This window comes from Desulfuromonas carbonis, from assembly GCF_054658035.1.
In genome coordinates this window covers 1,835,463-1,852,259 of record NZ_BAAHXR010000003.1, presented here as the reverse complement: position 1 = coordinate 1,852,259, position 16,797 = coordinate 1,835,463, and the positions used below count along the sequence as shown (strand labels likewise).

10 protein-coding genes and 1 pseudogene are annotated in these 16,797 nt (G+C 59.8%); 5 read left to right on the top strand and 6 right to left on the bottom strand.

Annotated elements, in window-relative coordinates; all coding sequences use genetic code 11:
* Positions 1-161: 161 nt before the first annotated feature.
* Positions 162-3,008, bottom strand: a complete 2,847-nt coding sequence (locus ACYQ8E_RS15320; RefSeq protein WP_066724547.1) for an ankyrin repeat domain-containing protein — start codon at positions 3,006-3,008, stop codon at positions 162-164.
* 187 nt (positions 3,009-3,195) lie between these two features.
* On the bottom strand, positions 3,196-4,170 hold the full coding sequence (locus ACYQ8E_RS15315; protein ID WP_197463726.1) for a hypothetical protein: 975 nt from the start codon (positions 4,168-4,170) through the stop codon (positions 3,196-3,198).
* A 195-nt stretch (positions 4,171-4,365) separates the two neighbouring features.
* Between ACYQ8E_RS15315 and ACYQ8E_RS15310 the strand changes: the two are divergent.
* The 5 genes and pseudogenes from ACYQ8E_RS15310 to ACYQ8E_RS15290 form a co-directional block, all read left to right on the top strand.
* A pseudogene (locus ACYQ8E_RS15310) lies at positions 4,366-5,466 on the top strand (IS4 family transposase); the annotation flags it as partial.
* Positions 5,467-5,702: 236 nt separating this feature from the next.
* Entirely contained in the window at positions 5,703-6,332 is a 630-nt protein-coding gene (locus ACYQ8E_RS15305) for a hypothetical protein (RefSeq protein ID WP_082820168.1), read from the top strand.
* A 246-nt stretch (positions 6,333-6,578) separates the two neighbouring features.
* Complete coding sequence (locus ACYQ8E_RS15300) at positions 6,579-7,349, top strand: caspase family protein (protein WP_197463725.1); 771 nt, start codon at positions 6,579-6,581, stop codon at positions 7,347-7,349.
* A 65-nt stretch (positions 7,350-7,414) separates the two neighbouring features.
* The gene (locus tag ACYQ8E_RS15295; protein ID WP_066724537.1) at positions 7,415-8,644 is read left to right on the top strand and encodes a COG3014 family protein; all 1,230 of its coding nucleotides are present in this window, start codon (positions 7,415-7,417) and stop codon (positions 8,642-8,644) included.
* Between the two features lie 437 nt (positions 8,645-9,081).
* Entirely contained in the window at positions 9,082-9,441 is a 360-nt protein-coding gene (locus ACYQ8E_RS15290; protein ID WP_066724535.1) for a DUF4398 domain-containing protein, read from the top strand.
* Positions 9,442-9,619: 178 nt separating this feature from the next.
* Here the strand turns inward: ACYQ8E_RS15290 and ACYQ8E_RS15285 are convergent, their stop codons facing one another.
* The 4 genes from ACYQ8E_RS15285 to ACYQ8E_RS15270 form a co-directional block, all read right to left on the bottom strand.
* Positions 9,620-11,929, bottom strand: coding sequence for an FAD-dependent oxidoreductase (locus tag ACYQ8E_RS15285; protein WP_066724533.1), 2,310 nt, complete (start codon positions 11,927-11,929; stop codon positions 9,620-9,622).
* 90 nt (positions 11,930-12,019) lie between these two features.
* A complete protein-coding gene (locus ACYQ8E_RS15280; protein ID WP_066724531.1) occupies positions 12,020-13,663 on the bottom strand; it encodes a glutamate synthase-related protein in 1,644 nt (547 codons plus the stop codon).
* The gene (locus ACYQ8E_RS15275; protein WP_066724529.1) at positions 13,651-14,757 is read right to left on the bottom strand and encodes a class II glutamine amidotransferase; all 1,107 of its coding nucleotides are present in this window, start codon (positions 14,755-14,757) and stop codon (positions 13,651-13,653) included. Before ACYQ8E_RS15275 ends, ACYQ8E_RS15280 begins: the two co-directional genes overlap by 13 nt.
* 296 nt (positions 14,758-15,053) lie before the next feature.
* Positions 15,054-16,328, bottom strand: coding sequence for an ammonium transporter (locus ACYQ8E_RS15270; protein ID WP_066724527.1), 1,275 nt, complete (start codon positions 16,326-16,328; stop codon positions 15,054-15,056).
* Positions 16,329-16,797 lie beyond the last annotated feature (469 nt).

Below are 16,797 nucleotides of genomic sequence, written 5' to 3'. Positions count from 1 at the left end.
TTCCTCCAGAATGGAACGGCATCAAAAATATCAGGGCGAAGCCTCCTCCGGCTCCGCCCTGATATGTTAATCCTGCAAATTTCGAGGATCACGCCCCCGGATAGGTTTCCCGGAAGTATGGACTACCTCGGAAACCATCCGCTGACAAGCTCCCAAGCGCGTCAATGAATGTAATTCTTGAATTCCGGATAGACCTTCACGGTAGAATCGAGCGCCTTAGTGAAATGCTCATGCTGGTTATAGGTCACATAGAGATAATCGGCCATGTCTTTCAGGCTGTTGAATGAAAGGCAGCTGGTCTTCTTGACATAGTCCCACCCGCCTGCCAGTTCGAAACCCGACTTCTTCCCAATGGTCTTGCCGGCGACGTTTCCGGCAACCCCGCCGACCAAACTTCCGAACAACCCTCCGAAGGGGACGCGCGACAGAACCTCCTCCGCGACCTTCTTTCCTGCATAAGCCCCCGCTACCGCACCGATGGTTCCACCGGCGGTGGAACCGACATCCATGCTGAGATCCATATCGACCCAATCGGTCAGGGTGCCATCATCGGTGAAGGGACACATGTACTTCCCGCTGGTTCCAACGATGGGCCGGGGTACCGGAGGCTCCGCCGGTGCAGGAGGCGCGCTGACTACCGGGACTGCCGCTGCTGCCACCGCCACCGGTACCGGTGGCGGTGGGGGCAGATTGACCATAGGTCGAGCGGCGGGAGGGGGGGAAGCCGCGACGGCTGCAGGTGCCGGTGATTGTTTCTGGGTTACGGCAAGCATCGCCGCCATGACGTCGACGGTGATCCCCAATTCGTTGGTCAACAGGATGATTTCGTCCGTTTCGAAGTTCTTGTATCCCCCCTTGGCCATATTGATCTTGGCAACAATAACGCTGTCACCAACATGGCTTTCAATCAACTTGACGATATCGAAGACCGTCATTCCGGGAGGTCCCACGGTCAGGAGCTGTAACCGCTCGGGCAACAGGTGAGTATCCGCTGGGTACTTTTCCCTGATTTTAGCGAAGAAGTCGAGCTCCTCCTGGCGATTCTTCAGACGGGAGACCAACTGGTCAAAAATGATCCGCTTTTCCTCGGCCCCGGGGTTCGTTGCCAGATAGTCCCAATAATCTTCAACGGTGATGGCGTCCTTGCGGGTCAGCAAGGTCTGAACAATCTCTGTATGATTATTGCTGGCCGCCAGAGTCAGGGCCGTCTCGCCCTGAAGGTTCCTGCCATTGGCCTTGGCCCCTTCTTCCAGCAGCAGGATTAGCAGCGGGGCGTTGCCTTGCAAGGCCGCCTCCATCAGGGCCGTGTTTCCGCAACTGTTCTTCGCCTCCAAGACGGCGCCCTGGTCGAGCAACAGGCGGGCCATGAGCGGTTCCATCAGAGAGACCGCTGCGATCAGGGGGGTGTTCCCCCTTTCGTCCTGGCTGCTGGCCTGCACATCTGCCCCCTTCTGGAGGAGGAGCTTGGCCATTTCAGGCTGGTTGCCCTCGATTGCCAGGAAGAGATTGGGGGTCAGAACTTCCGCAGAGGCATCGTTCATGGTTGTTTCCAAGAGATTTCTCGCGAACTCCAACTGTCCCGAGACAACGGCCTCTTTGAGCAAAGCGGGGCCGGCCTGCCGGTTCAAGGTCTCATCTCCGGCCGTCAAAAGCAACGACGCCATCCGGAAATCCTCCTGGCGGGCAGCGACTACGACAAGCGGGACCCCCTGCGGATCGAGCAGGCCCAGTTCAGTCTGCATGCTGAGGAGGGACGCGACAAAGTCGTGCTGACGATTGCGAACGGCGAGGGAGACCAGCGTCTCCCCGTCCCGATCGGTCGCATTAACATCGGCTCCCTGCGCCAGCAACTGCATTGCCAGCGCCGCCTGTCCTGCCTGCACCGCAAGCAGGGCCAGTGAGCCGTCCTCGCCGTCATTGACGTGAATATCGGCGCCCTTGGCCAGGAGCAGAGAGAGGATTTCCGATTGATTGGCGGTAACCGCCAGACTGACCAGAGCTCGACCATGCTTATCGCGGGCATTAATATCGGCGCCATGCTCAATCAGCAGGGCCGCCATGATCGGGTCGCCATCCCGGATTGCCGCGATGACCAACGGCTCCCCGGCAGAGTTAACAGCCTTGGCATCGGCACCATGGGTTAACAGGGCCTTGGCCAGGTCCCCTTGACGACGAGCAACGGCCATCCCCAACAGGGACTCGCCGTTTCCGGCGGTGACTCGAGCATTGGCACCATGATCTAACAGAGCCATGACCAGGGACAAATCGTTATCTTCCAGAGCGATGAAGAGCGGCGAGTCCCCATGGCTGTCCACCGCATTGACATCGACATTGCGCTCCAGAAGGATGGACACAAAATCGGACTGCCGCTTACGCATGGCGACGACCAGGAGCGGGTCGCCTTTGGCGCTTTTGGTGTTGACGTCCGGAGCAAACTCCAGCATTTTGACCGCCAGATCTGCATGGCCGTTATTCAGCGCCAGGATAAGCGGGGATTCTCCCCGGGTAGCGATGCCGCTTTCCAGAATCTGTTGAACAATTTCCTGTTGATTATCGGCAATCGCCCGATTTAAGAAGAGGACTACCAATTCGTCTTCTTCGGCCTGCAAGGCGAGTTCGAAGGCCCGTTTCCCGGGCTCGCCGGCGGTGGAGAGCTTTGCACCCCGATCAAGCAGAATCTTGGCGATCTCAACCTGCCCGGAAAGGGTGGCCAGGCTCAGGGCGTCCATGCCGCTTGCATCCCTGGCATTGACATTCGCACCGCGATCCAGCAGTTTTTGGATGATTTCGAGATTTGCCACCGAAACGGCCCAGTTCAGCGCGGTACCGGTCGGATCGGCGGCATTTGGGTTGGCTCCCTTGGCCAATAGCTCGCCAGTCTGGGCCGAGTCGCCGTTTTGGATAGACTCCAAAAGTAACTCTTCCTTGCTCCGGGAGAAACTGAACCCGGAAGAGGCCGGATCAGGTGGCAGGGTAAAGAGGCAAGCGAGGAGCAGGATCAGGGGCAAGGAGCCTCTCTGAAGTGCCCAATGACTAGGCTTCATGTCAAATCCCTCCCTGGGCCGAATGGCGGTCAAAGAAATCAATGGCTGGCGCGCCTGCGGCGAAACCCGAAAGGCAATCTCCCCTCCCGGGAATGGACGACGGACTGGCGACCAAGAACAGTGAATCGGGTTGGAAACAATTTACATTGCATTACTTGGGTGGTGCAGAGGCATCAGTGGCAATCTGAGTGCCGATCTTCTGGACCAGGGCGCGCCCCTGCTCGTTCAGTGGGAGATTACGCAAGTCCTCCACCCCCAAAGCCTTGCCGATGGCATGCAGACGGCTCTCGGCTTCCAGAACGACCGACTCAAATTCATCCTTCTTCAATCCCTTGAGCCGACGAGTCTCCTCACTGAGGTTACGTGCCCGGGTACTCCAGAAAAGAGCTCCGGACCCGGCCCGGTCCAGAGTCTCCTGGTCCCGACAATTTTGCCAGATGGCCGCCTCCCCGGCGGCGTAAACATCCTTGGCCTTTTGCAGCGACAGGGGAGCTTCCTCGTCAAGATCCCGTTCCTGCATGTCATCGAAAACCTTCTTGGCAGGACCCAGAACGATCTCAATGGTCACCTGTGCCTCTAGTTTCTGCATGTCCCCCAACAGGGCGCCACGATCCTTGAACGCGGCCGGGGTTCGATCTTCCTCGAACTGCTGGATCATGTCCGCAGTCCGTTCCTGAAAGCTGGCGAACTCTTTCGGGTAGGAAACATGGGCGTTGAGTTTTTTCAGGAACTGGTTCACCTGGAGAATTTCTTTCAACTCCAGGGTGAGGGTATCCTTCAGGTCATAGGATTCCTTGAGATACTTCTGGAGCAGCTCCGATTCCCGGATAATTTCCCGACGATTTTGATTTCCCTGAATGTTTTTCCTTACCTTGTCCCGGTAATATATGCTACGACTAAAAGTCGCGGGGGCAAAAAATTCCAGGCCATCCACCTGTCCCTGGTGGATACTCTGATCGTTGTTCTGCCCGATCTGGTCTACACTCAGCTTGGCATATTTTAGGGCCTCTGCGGCAACAACCCGGAACCCTTCATCCTTTTTTTCAAATTGCGCACACCCCGCAATAAGGCCCAAAACAACCAGCAAAAAAAGGAATTTCAATCTCATGTTCCAATACCCTCCCAAAGATTTTTAATTTGAAGAAAATTGATGAATAGCGCATATTTTATCAGTAGTGTCCGGTTAGCAAATTGCATTCACCCAAAGTTGCAGATAATTGTAAATATTTTCACAAGTTAGCGTATTTTTTGCTTGACAAATCGTCGTGAAGTCGGCGCGGTGATTTTCGTAAATACCTATTTTATATGAGGATTTACGAAAATGTCATTACTTGTTCGCTGCCACCGTACCCGGCTTAGCAGGCGCTCCATTGTCCGACTTTTTACCCCGTTCAAGGGCGCTCTCGAACATGCCCCGGTTCTTGAGGCCCGAGGCAACAGGCCACTGCAGATGACGTTTGAAGATCAGTTGAAAATCCTGACCTACTATCACCTCGAAGAGCATTCTTCGGGGCGTCATCTGCTTCAGGTTCTGACGCAGGAAGATTTTGCCGCGACTCATATTGCACCGCCCGGCGGTATCCGGAAAAGCGCCTTCTTTGAGGCGATCAATACCCGAGGGCTGGAGCAGATGATTCATGTTTACGAAGACCTGCAGAAACAGGTCTCACAAAAGATTCCTGTCGCCAAAGACATCTCCGATCTCGGCGATCTGATCGCCGTCGATGGTTCGCTGATTGACGCTACGCTGTCCATGCTCTGGGCGGACTATCGAGACGGAGCCAAAAAGGCCAAGGTTCACCTGGGGTTCGATATCGGTCGTGGTGTCCCCCAGAAAGTCACATTAACCGACGGCAAGGGCGACGAGCGTCCTCAGGCGGAACGGCTCGTGGCTCCCGGTCAGACAGGTGTCTATGACCGCTATTACCAGTGTTACAAAAACTTTGACGACTGGCAGGATCAGGGACGCCACTTTGTCTGCCGCATCAAAGCCAGTTCTCGTAAGACGGAGTTGAGCGCCAATCCTGTTGTCCCCGGCAGTCATGTTTTCTATGACGCCAGGGTGTTGCTCGGCACCAAAGATGTCAACCAGACCGAACGAGAAGTGCGTGTGGTCGGCTACAAGGTTGACCAAAAATCCTATTGGGTCGCCACCGACCGCTTCGATCTGACCGCCGAGCAGATTGCCTTGATCTACAAGCTACGCTGGACGATCGAGTCCTTCTTCGCCTGGTGGAAGCGCCACCTCAAGGTGTATCACCTGATTGCCCGCAGTCCCTACGGCCTGCTGGTGCAGATCCTCGCAGGGTTGATTACTTATTTGCTGCTGGCCATCTACTGCCACGAAGAGCATGGCGAACGTGTCAGCATCAACAGGGTGCGTGAGCTTCGCAACAATATTCGCAACGAGGCCGCCGAGGATGCGGCCGCAGGCTTAGGGCCTCCCGATATCATTGACTTGGACTTCGGAGCCTATGCAACTTCTTAACCGGACACTACTGATATTTTATCGGAATATAAAAACAAATTACAAATAATTTTTCCAGCTCACGCCAACTACAGTCCGGGACGGCAGGAATTTCGGCCCATTCCCCCAAGGAGTCAGAGCAGATTCCCCGGGGGACAAGAAATCCGCCCCTCCCCAGCAAAGAGGTGATCATGTCCACTCGATTTCTGGCCTTCGCCCTCGCCAGTCTCCTGACATCCGGCTGCGCCGCGACCGGTCGTCCCAGCGACAGCGGCCGGGCAGTGATATACGAAGATCCGTCTGCCGGTGGTACCCTTTCGGGTATCGGAATCGACAGCCAGGACATCATTGCCATGACCAGCAGCATGGTGAACACCATGCTGCAAAATCCCCTGCTCACCAACAGACCAAAGGCACCGCGTATCATCGTCGACTCCCAATACTTCAAAAACCAGAGCGCGACGCGGATCGACAAGGACCTCATCACCGATCAGTTGCGGGTCGAACTTAACCGGACGGCCAACGGCCGAATCATCTTTATCGCCCGTGAATATCAGGAGATGGTGGCCGCGGAGCGGGATCTCAAGCGGTCCGGAACTCTGACCAAGGGTTCGATCGGCATGGCTCAGGCCCAGGCCGGCGCCGATTTTCGACTGGTCGGCCGGATCACTTCCCAGGACAATCTGGGCGCCACCAGCGGCTTCAAGAGCCGTTATCATCAGATCGTTTTCGAACTGGTCGATCTCGAAACCTCCGGCATCATCTGGAATGACAGGTACTCTTTCAAAAAGACCGGACAGGACGATGTCGTCTACCGCTGACAAGGACGGGGAACTATGAAACCCTTGCGCCCAAGAACCGCCTGCATCTGGCTGCTGGCCTTGTGCCTGGTGACGATTTACTCGGCCTGCACTGCCGCCCCCAGCCGAACCGCAGCCGCTCCCCTCCCCTCTCCGCCTGTCCCGGATGCCGCCGCCCTGGAACGAAACCTCATGGATCTTTACGGAGGCCAAACTGTCCAGCAAGCCGGGGACGGATCCCCCTCCGGGGAGCAAGAGACGAGTGCATTGGCGACTGCCCTGGAGAAGGTCCCCACTTTCACCCAGGCTTTCAGCGAGGATGACCTTGCCATCATTATCGGTATCGAAAAATACAAGGGTCTTCCTCCGGTCGAATTCGCCGCCAACGACGCAAATTCTGTCCGTAGCTATGTCGAGAAACTGGGAATCCCTCCCCGCAATACCCGTTTTCTGATCAATGGCGACGCGACCGAGTCCGCTATCCGCGTCGCCATTGAGCGCTGGGCGGTAAATGTCAGCCGTCCAACCAGCCGGCTTTTCTTCTTTTATTCCGGGCACGGCGCCCCGGAGCCCGACAAGGGAGATGCCTACCTCATGCCCTACGACGGTGATCCCGAGTATCTGGCCGACACCGCCTACTCCCTCCAGCGCCTTTACACCAACCTGGGGCAGCTGCCGCTCAAATCAGTCATCGTCGTCATTGATGCCTGCTTTTCCGGAAGCGGGCCCCGTTCGGTGGTCGCCAAGGGGGTCCGCTCCATCTCCCTGAGGAAAAAAGAGACCCGCCCTGCCAACATGGCGATCCTCTCGGCGACCCAGGACCTGCAGATCGCCACATCGCTGCCGGAAAAACAGCACGGCCTCTTCTCCTATGAATTTCTCAACGCCCTTAACTCCGGCCAAAAAACCCTCGAAGAGATATTCACCTTTGTCGAGGCACGGGTCGCCGATGAGGCCAAACGGCAAAACGTCTCCCAAGTTCCCCGCCTGCAGGTTCCAGAAGGTGCCGATCCTGACCTGTTCCGTCTGGCCCGTTGAAGACCATGTCAGCCAATCCGGCCACCAGTTTGGGTCTTCCAGACCGTCAGGGGAAACCTCGTGCCATGGGGCGACGATGCCTGGCCGGGCTGCTTGTGCTGCTGTTGTTCGCCAGCAGCTGCGCCCCACGCCAGCATTTCGAGACCCAAGCCGTTCCCGAAGCCACCCTGCAGAGTTACCTTGCGGACAAGTCCCCCCGATTGAGTCCAGCCTATCGCCGACTTCTGGAGGAAGGCAAACGAAACCAGGCGCTAAACCTGATGCGCCTGGGGCTCGATGCCTTGCAGCTCGGATTGACCGAGGAGGCGACCCGGGCCTTCTCCGAGGTCACCCAGATCATCGACGCCATCTATGCCGACGACCCGGAGGCGGCCAAGGCCAGAAGCCTCTGGTACGAGGAGGGTCAAAAGGACTTTAAAGGGGAACCCTATGAACGTGCCATGGCCTATTACTATCTGGGCCTTATCGATGCGTGGCACGGAGATCTGGAAAACGCGCGGGCCTCCTTTAAGAGCGGGATTCTGCAGGATGCCTTCGCCGAGGAGGATCAGAACCGCTGCGACTTTGCCTCGCTGATCTATCTGGCCGGCTGGGTCTCGCGGAAAAACGGGGATGAGGAGTTGGCCAGGACGGCCTTTGAGGAAGTCCGCCAGCTGCGTGGCGAGCTGGCTCCTCCGGACTCGGGGAACAGCCTGCTCCTGATTGAAACCGGGACGGCGCCGCGCAAGGTGGCCGATGGCCCCGGGCACTCGGAGTTGAAGTTCCGGCGCGGCCGTCACTTCCAGGAAAATGCCGTCTTCGTCTCGATCGATGGCGGGGACTACACCCCGGCCTATCTGTTGGAAGATCTCTATTGGCAATCTACCAGTCGGGGAGGACGCCCGGTGGACAAGATCGTCAAAGGGAAAGCTCAGTTCCGGAACACCAATGCCGAAATCGGCGGCGACCTGGGAAGCGTTTCCGACCATCTGCTCATCGCAGGAGCGGCACTCTCTTCCACGCCGGGGCTGACCTATGCCGGGGCGGCTCTCGGCCTGGTCAGTGTCACCCAAATTGCCCTGGCCGCCCGCTCACGAACCTACGCGGACGTACGCTATTGGGACAACCTGCCGGACAAAATCCATGTTCTGCCGATGGACCTCCCTCCCGGCTCCCATTCCCTTTCCATAATCTTTACCGACAGCAACGGACAGCACCTTGCCGACCTCGATCACACCCTGAAATTGGAGGCTGGCAAAGGTGGCGCCCCCCTGACCTGGGTGACCTCCCGGCAGCGCCTCAGCACCTCGCCCTAGTACCAATATTCTTCGGGATTCTCTACCGGCTGAAACCTGTGGTTTCCCGGATTGCAGCCGACCACTCTCACCGCTCGAAATGCATCTGAAAATCCAGTGTCTGCCGTCCCTCAAGAGCTTGTCCAGCCTGGCAACCCTAACTCCCCACCGCATTTCCTTCGCTGCGCCAAAATAACCCTTAAGCGAGATTCCCCCGTCTATCTCAAAAGAATGGGAACGCGGGACGACTTGTCGTCCCACGGTCCCATCGAAAACTTCCTCAATTGCGGAATTCCGAATCCTCAAAGAAGGAACCTCGCTGGCCGGTCAAACAGCGAATCCCTATAAAAACGCCGTTTTACAAATTGGCCTTTCCCTTGCTGTTCACCAGTTTACCACTCTCGGGGTGAGCCCGGGGTGGAAGATCACAGCGGATCTCAAAGGGGAGACATGCGACGATGAAAAAGAGGATGTTACTGGTTTGGGTCGGGTTGGTCATGGTCAGCTTGTTGACGGCTTGCAACAATCCCCCCAGCACGGACCTGGCCGACGCACGGGCGGCTCTCGATGCGGTGGTCGCGGCAGGTGCCGAGCAGTATGCCCCGGAAGTTCTGGTCAGGATCAACAACAAGATGGACGCGGCTCTCAAGGATATCGAAGCCCAGAATGCTTTTACGTTCAGGGATTACTCGGTGGCCAAGTTCAACCTCATCCAGGTCTATGACGACAGCAATCAGTTGCGGGCCAAAATCGCCGAAATGAAGGGTGAGCCGAAAGTGGTAGTGGCGATGAAAGCGAAGCCCTTCGCCGAGCAGTAAGCCCGGCGGCGATCCGCCCGGACGCTGCTGATGACAAAAAAAATGCGGAGCGCGCGGCAGGTTGCACCTGTCGTTCGCTCCGCATTTTATCTCCGGGCTCCCCGTACCTCGATTATCGGCGTGGGGGCCCTTTTCTGAGACGCCAGACCCTCTTGCCAGGCAGCTTGTACCCTGCCCCTTACACCACCTGCTCCATCGCCCATATCCCGCAGGGACAGATTCCGGCGCAGATGCCGCAGCCGATACAGAGGTGATCGTCGGAAACGTACTCGAAGCCGCCGCCGACGGTCTCGACGCGCCGGATCACCCCTTCCGGACAGGCCTCGAGGCACATCGAGCAATCGCGGCAGGTACCGCAGGAGAGACAGCGGTTGCTCTCGTCCTTGGCGTCGGTGACGCAGAAACGGCCGCGATTGCGCGGTTTGAAGAGCTCCTTGGAGAGACAGCTCTGCGGGATCAGCTCCGGCTTCTTGATCGGCACCAGCGTCCTGCCGGCAAGGTAGTCGTCCATCAGCAGGGCGACCTCGGCGCCGGCGCCAATGGCGTGGGTCAGAAGCCCCGGCTTGATGGTGTCGCCGATGGCGAAGACGCCGGGAGCCTTGACCGCCTGCCAGCAGCCGTCGACGTCCATCATCCCCTTGTCGGTCAGCCACTCGCGGGGGACGTAGGAGAGGTCGGGGCGCTCGCCGATGGCGATGATTACGGTATCCGCCTCGATCAGTTCCCCCTCCTTGGTCAACAGCCCCTGCTCGGTGATCTTCTCGGTGAAAACCGGCCAGCGAATCTCGCCGCCGAGTTCCTTGACCCGGTCGATCTCGTGCTTGTAGGCGGCCGGGCGCTGGACGTCGATGGCGATGACCTGCTTCGCCCCCACCGCGTAGGCGCCGAGGCAGACATCCATGCCGGCATTGCCGGCGCCGATGACCACCACTCGCTCGCCGACCTTGGGCCGCCCGCCGAGGTTGATCTCCTTGAGAAAATCGAGCCCTTTCAGCATCCGCTCGTGGCCGGGGAAGGGAATCACCACCGGGTTATGAGCGCCGCTGGCAATGACCACGGCATCGTTCTGTTCGCGGATGCTGGCAAAGAGGGCCGGGTCGACCCGGGTCGACGTCTTTACCTCGACGCCGAGGTTCTTGATGCGATCGATCTCGTTATCAAGGACCTGGCGCGGCAGGCGCTCGGTGGGGATGACCTGGCGCAGTTTGCCGCCGACCTCGCTGTCGGCCTCGTAGACGGTCACCCCATGCCCGGCAAGACGGAGCTGCCAAGCGGCGGAGAGCCCGCCGGGGCCACCGCCGATGACCGCGACTTTTTTCCCGGTCGACGCCTTCGGCACCGGCGCGGCGGCGTCGTGGGAGAGCCGGCCGAGCTCCTTCATCGCCACCGGGTGGTCGATGAAGCGCCGGCTGCAGGCGTCCATGCAGAGGTTGGGGCAGACTTCACCGCAGACACTGGCCGGAAAGGGGGAGTAGTTGAGCACCAGTTCCAGCGCCTCCTGGACCTTCCCCTGGCGCAGCAGGTTGATGCGGTCCTGGGTCGGGATCGCCGACGGACAGGTCGCCTGGCAGGGGGCGCCGTAACGCTTGTCCTGCCAGCGGGGAATCTTCAGGCGGTCGTCCCCGGCATTGACCAGCCCGGCGACGTGGGAGTAGTCGTCCTTGACGATATCGCCGAAGATGCCGTTCTGCACCCACTTCTGGGTACGGAATTCGCGCATGGTGATGCGGTGGTGGACCTTGCGCTCCTCGTAGGTTTTGGCGACGATCTTGCGCCACTGGGAAAAGTCACTGAGCTGCGGGAGGAGCTGGGGGCGCTCGATTTTGCCGAGGAAGACCGGCAAGCCGGTGCTCAAAAAGTCGCGGTCGGCGTCATCGAGGTCGAGGAGCCAGACATCCTCGGAAAGACCCTGGACCGGTCCGCGCACGTAGATCGTCCCGCCGACCATGCCGGCACAGCCGCGGTCACCGAGAATCGAGTCGAGGCCTTCGCAGCCGAGGCCGCAGATCACCGCCAGGCCGCCGCCCATGAATTCGAAGGAGAAGGAGCCGGTATTCTTCAGCACCCAGAACTCCGGCGGCTCATAGGCCGGGTCGTGCTTCATCAGCGAGCCGGAGCGGGTGCCGACGCGGCCGGCGACGTAGATCTTCCCGGCCGCTGCGCAGTGGGCGGTGGTGTCGCCGCCATCACCGAGGATGGTCAGGGTGGCGCCGGCGTTGAGCCAGCCGGCGTCGGCCGGCGCCGAACCTTCGACGACGATCTCGGTGCCATCGAGGCCGAAAGAGCCGACCCGCTGCCCCGGATTTTTGACCCGGAACTTGAGGGGAGTGCCGTCTTCGGTCCACAAGGGTCCGCCGATGTCATGGTGGCCGGAGGAGAGGACCTCGAACTCGGTCTCCCCCGCCTCCAGCGACTTGTAAATCTGCTGCAGCAGCTGCTGGGTGGAGATGCGCTTGTTGTTGGTGTCGAAACCGGATATCTGAGCCATATCGAAACCTCAAAGAAAATTTTGAATTACGAATTTTGGATTTTGAATTGAATTCAAAATTTCGAATTCAAAATTCAAAACTGGTTTGCGTCAGCAAACATACTGAATCTGCAGCCGCTCGGCGACCGCCCGGTCGGTGGCGACCAGGGCGTCGGCACGGCCGACGGGGAGCGAGGAGTTGCCGATGGGGGCCATCAGCTTCTTCAGCTCCTGGTCCATCGCCAGGAAGTAGTTGACGATGTTCTGCGCCGCGCGGTCGACGTCGAAGCGGTGCACCAGCGCCGGCTCCTGGGTGGTAATGCCGACCGGACAGAGGCCGGTGTTGCAGGCGTTGCAGCGCCCCATCTCGTTGCCGACGCAGCCGGCCATCTGCAGGATCAGCTTGCCGGTGAAGACGCCGTTGGCGCCGAGGCAGATCATCTTGAAGGCGTCGGCGGCGAGATCGCCGGTCTTCCCCAGCCCCCCGGCGGCCCAGAGCGGAATCTGCCCCTGGCGCCCCTGGTTGACGGCGGCGAGGTAGCAGTCGCGCAGCTTGGAGACGATGGGGTGGCCGGTATGGTCGAGGGAGACCTCGTGGGCGGCACCGGTGCCACCGTCGATGCCGTCGACGAAGAAGCCGCCGACGATGTTGTAGGGGTCGCGCACCAGGTTGTTGAAGACGCTGACGCTGGTCGCCGAGGCCGCCACCTTGATTGCCACCGGCACCCGGAACTTGAAGGCGGCGTTGAAGGAGAGGAACATCTTCTGCACGCTCTCCTCGATGGAGTAGAGCCCCTGGTGGTTGGGGGGCGAGAGGAGGTCGGCCTTGGGGACGCCGCGGATCGCCTGGATATGCTCGGCCACTTTCTGCGCCATCAGCAGGCCGCCGTCACCGGGCTTGGCCCCCTGGCCGATCTTGATCAGCACCCCGGCGGGGTCCTCGATCATGTGCGGCATCGCCTTGGCGATCCGGTTCCAGCCGAAGTGGCCGGATGCGATCTGCAGAATCATGTACTTGAGATATTTCGATTTCAGCAGCTTGACCGGCACCCCCCCCTCGCCGGAGCACATCCGCACCGGCAGGCCGCACTCCTCGTTGAGGTAGGCAACCGCCATCGCCACCGCCTCCCACATCCGCCAGGAGAGGGCGCCGATCGACATGTCGCCGATTATCACCGGGTAGATCCAGTGCACCGGCGGGGTCTGGCCGTCCGCCTGCAGCAGCCCTTCGGGGCTCACCCCCAGTGGCAGCTTGCGCGACGGCAGGATACGCCCGAAGGGGGCGAGCATGTCGAAGGTGTGGCGCTGGGCGTCGAGGGAGGGGTCGGTCATCTGCGAAATGCGGCCGACCCGGAGCCGGTCGAGGGTGCGCGTGGTCCCCTCAAGGTTTTTGCGCCCGCCGCGCTTGATCGAGTCGCCACCGAGGCAGCGGGTGACGATGGGATGACGCGAGTCGACGTTGCGCACCGGACCGATGGCGTCGTTGGGGCAGACCTTTTCGCAGATGCCGCAACCGCGGCAGTAGTTCTTGATCGAATGGGCCTGGCGGATCACCGGCACCGCACTGAAGCGCTGCTTCGGCTCGGGAAAATCCCCCTCAGAAAAAACCATCCGACGCCGCTCGACCTTGGGAATAATGGCGCGGAAGGAACAGGCGGCGACGCAGGAGCCACAGAGGGTGCAGCGGCTGGCGTCGTAACGGATCTTCCACGGCAGGTCGTTGGCGGTGATGTCGTTCACTTTCATTGTTTCCATCTGTGCACCTCCAGACTGCTGTCGATCGCCACCACTTCGCGCTCGTGCGGGTAAATGTCGGTCTCCCAGTCACGGTCGGGGAGGATCTCGTTGACTCCGCAGACCTCGGAGGAGAAGACCACCATCTCCGCCGAACGGCCGATCACCACCGGCCGCAGCTTCTTGGCGTCGCAGCAGGTAAAGAGCGTATTGTCCGGCAACACACCGATAATCGTATTGGGGCCGTTGATCTCCAGGTGCGCCAGCGACTGGCGAATAGCCAGCAGCGAGGCCTGGTCTTCCCGCTTGCCGATCTCCTCGAAGGGGAGCGGGGTGATGACATGCTTGAAGTAGGAGAGGGGCCAGCCGAGCTCGCGGTGGACGTAGTGCAGGGTGTAGAGGAAGCACTGCGAATCGGATTCAAAGCCGATGTAGCCGCGATGCAGCTTGCGCTGGTATTCGACGTTTTTCAGGTAGAAGGTATTCTCGCCGTTGGCCAGCGCGGTGTACCCCTGCAGGAAGAAGGGGTGGGCGGCGTAGCGGACGATGTCATAGTTGGTATTCTGCCGGCACTGGGCGGTGATCACCTTGGCGGTGAACTTGGTGTCCGGCTCCCAGAGGTTGAAGTAGGTGCCGATATCCTTCGGGTCGCCGATCTCCTTGAGGGTCAGCACGTCGGGCCAGAAAGAATAGACGAAGCCGAGCTCGTCCTTCTCCAGCGCCTTGCGCAGCTTCAGGCGCATGTCGAGAAGGAGGTCCTCCTTCTCCTTGGCTTCCGCCTTCTTGTAGTGCTTCGGATAGTCGAAGGTCTCGAAGACGTAGTTGGGCATGGCGATGATATCGAGACCCGGCTGCTGACTGGTATCCGGCACCCACTGCAGCACGCGCTGAAAGCCGGCGGCATGCAGCATATCTTCAGCGATCTTCAGCCCTTCGTCGGTGCAGGCCAGCGACAGCGTGGGAAGATGCTTGTAGCCTTCGAAGATCCCGCCGAGGTCGTGCATGACCATGGCGAACCCCGAGTTGTCATGCCCTTTTTGCTGCGACTGCATAAGCAGCAGGGCCTGGCTCGGATGTACATAGTTAAGGCTCTTGATGGCGCCGATGCGACACATGGCCATTACCTCCACAAAGTTGATGTCCCGCGGATGAAACGCGCGGGCGGACAGATCTTTTGCAAACCTGGTACCAATTTCTCATCCCCTTCCCGGGCCCCACAATTTAATCACGCCATTAATGGATTTCCGCTATTTTTTCAATATGTTTTCGCTTACGTGCAGGCCTGTTCCGGGAACTCCCCCCCCCTCCCAGGAGCCGCCTAACCCGCGCCCAAAAACTCACTTGAGTACCTTTGGCACACAAAAAAGGCAGCGCCGCGCGGCGCTGCCTTTCAGCCCGATCTCTGACCGGATCAGATATTGTAACCCGCCTCGGAATGCGCGGATTGATCGAGGCCCATGACTTCCTCGTCTTTCTCGACCCGCAATCCCATGGTCGCCTTGAGGACCACCAGGAGCACGGCGGTCACGACCACAGCGTAGGCGCCGGCAGCCACCACGCCGATGATTTGGACCCAGAGCTGATGGCTATTGCCGGCCAGCAGGCCGCTGGCACCGACGCTGGCAAAGACCCCGGTCGCAAGGGCGCCGAAAGCGCCGCCGACCCCATGAACCCCGAAGGCATCCAGGGAATCATCGTAACCAAGTTTGTGCTTGAGCATCACCCCGCCGTAACAGACCCCCCCCGCGAGCAGACCCATCACCAGCGCCGCGGCTGGCGTGACGAACCCGGCCGCCGGCGTAATCACCACCAGCCCGGCGACCACCCCCGAGGCGGCGCCCAGGGCGCTCGGCTTGCCGGCTCTGATCCACTCGACCAGCATCCAGGAGAGGGCTCCCGCGGCGGCGGCCGTCTGCGTGGTGGTAAAGGCGAGGGCCGCACTTCCCCCGGCGCTGAGGGCACTGCCGGCATTAAAGCCAAACCAGCCGAACCAGAGCAGGCCGGCCCCGAGCAGGGTCATCGGCAGGTTATGCGGCGCCATCCGCTCGTGGGGGTACCCCTTGCGCTTGCCGAGAAAGAGGGTCAGAACCAGAGCGGAAATTCCCGAGGAGAGATGGACGACGGTCCCGCCGGCAAAATCGAGGGCACCCAGCGACAGCAGCCAGCCCCCTTCACCCCAGACCCAATGACAGAGCGGGTCGTAGACCAGGATTCCCCAGAGGAGAATAAAGACGCAGTAGGTCGAGAATTTCATCCGCTCGGCCACCGCCCCGGAGATCAGCGCCGGGGTAATGATGGCGAACATCCCCTGGAACATGACAAAGACGTAGGTCGGGATGGAGCCGGAGAGGGAATCGGGCGTGATGCCATTCAATAGCAGGTGGTCGAGGCCGCCGATAAAGGCGCCGGCACCGCCGAAGGCCAGGGTGTAACCGAGGACAACCCACTGCACGCCGATGATCGCCATCGCGGCAAAGGTGTGCATGGTCGTGGAGAGAACATTCTTCGAGCGCACCATTCCGCCATAGAAAAGGGCCAGGCCCGGTAACATCACCAGGACCAGGGCCGAGGAGACCAGCATCCAGGCGGTATCTCCCGCGCTCAGGAGATCCCCGGCAAAGGCCGGCAACGGGGCGAGCAGCAATCCGGCAAGCAGGAGTGGCAACGAAACCGATATTTTTTTCATGATCAGGCCTCCGCGTTGAAGTCAGGACGGCTGCACCCTTGCAGCAAACCTCCTCCCTCAACACTTCAGCAAGCGGCGTGCCACCACTGTTTCTCTTTAATTTTCGGATACCTGGAGATATTTACCGCCAGCCGGCCGGACCTGGTGCCCAATTTTTCGGCACAGCTGCCTGCCAGCCGGGCGGGAACGGCGGTGAGAGAATTGTCAGAACGGGCTGTTATAAGAGGAGCTCATCTATAGGAGGGGAGACCTTATGCTTTTTGGATACATCGTTGCCGCCTCGCTTGGCGCCCTGGCCGTGATTCTCGGTCTGGTCATTCACCACCTCTTGCAAGGGGACCCCGGCGAGCCGCGCCGCAAAGACCTTTAATTCGCCCTACCCCCGGCAAATCGGCGAGCTGCCCCCGGCCTCCCTTGCGGCAGCGGCGGGAATTGCACTCGCTCACCAGCGGCTAACGGGAAGCGGATA

Bases quoted from the DNA above. Each gene is read 5' to 3' on its own strand.
- ACYQ8E_RS15305 (WP_082820168.1), top strand. From the start codon at position 5,703: ATGTCCACTCGATTTCTGGCCTTCGCCCTCGCCAGTCTCCTGACATCC.
- ACYQ8E_RS15295 (WP_066724537.1), top strand. From the start codon at position 7,415: ATGGGGCGACGATGCCTGGCCGGGCTGCTTGTGCTGCTGTTGTTCGCC.
- ACYQ8E_RS15290 (WP_066724535.1), top strand. From the start codon at position 9,082: ATGAAAAAGAGGATGTTACTGGTTTGGGTCGGGTTGGTCATGGTCAGC.
- ACYQ8E_RS15285 (WP_066724533.1), bottom strand. From the start codon at position 11,929: ATGGCTCAGATATCCGGTTTCGACACCAACAACAAGCGCATCTCCACC.
- ACYQ8E_RS15280 (WP_066724531.1), bottom strand. From the start codon at position 13,663: ATGGAAACAATGAAAGTGAACGACATCACCGCCAACGACCTGCCGTGG.
- ACYQ8E_RS15275 (WP_066724529.1), bottom strand. From the start codon at position 14,757: ATGTGTCGCATCGGCGCCATCAAGAGCCTTAACTATGTACATCCGAGC.
- ACYQ8E_RS15270 (WP_066724527.1), bottom strand. From the start codon at position 16,328: ATGAAAAAAATATCGGTTTCGTTGCCACTCCTGCTTGCCGGATTGCTG.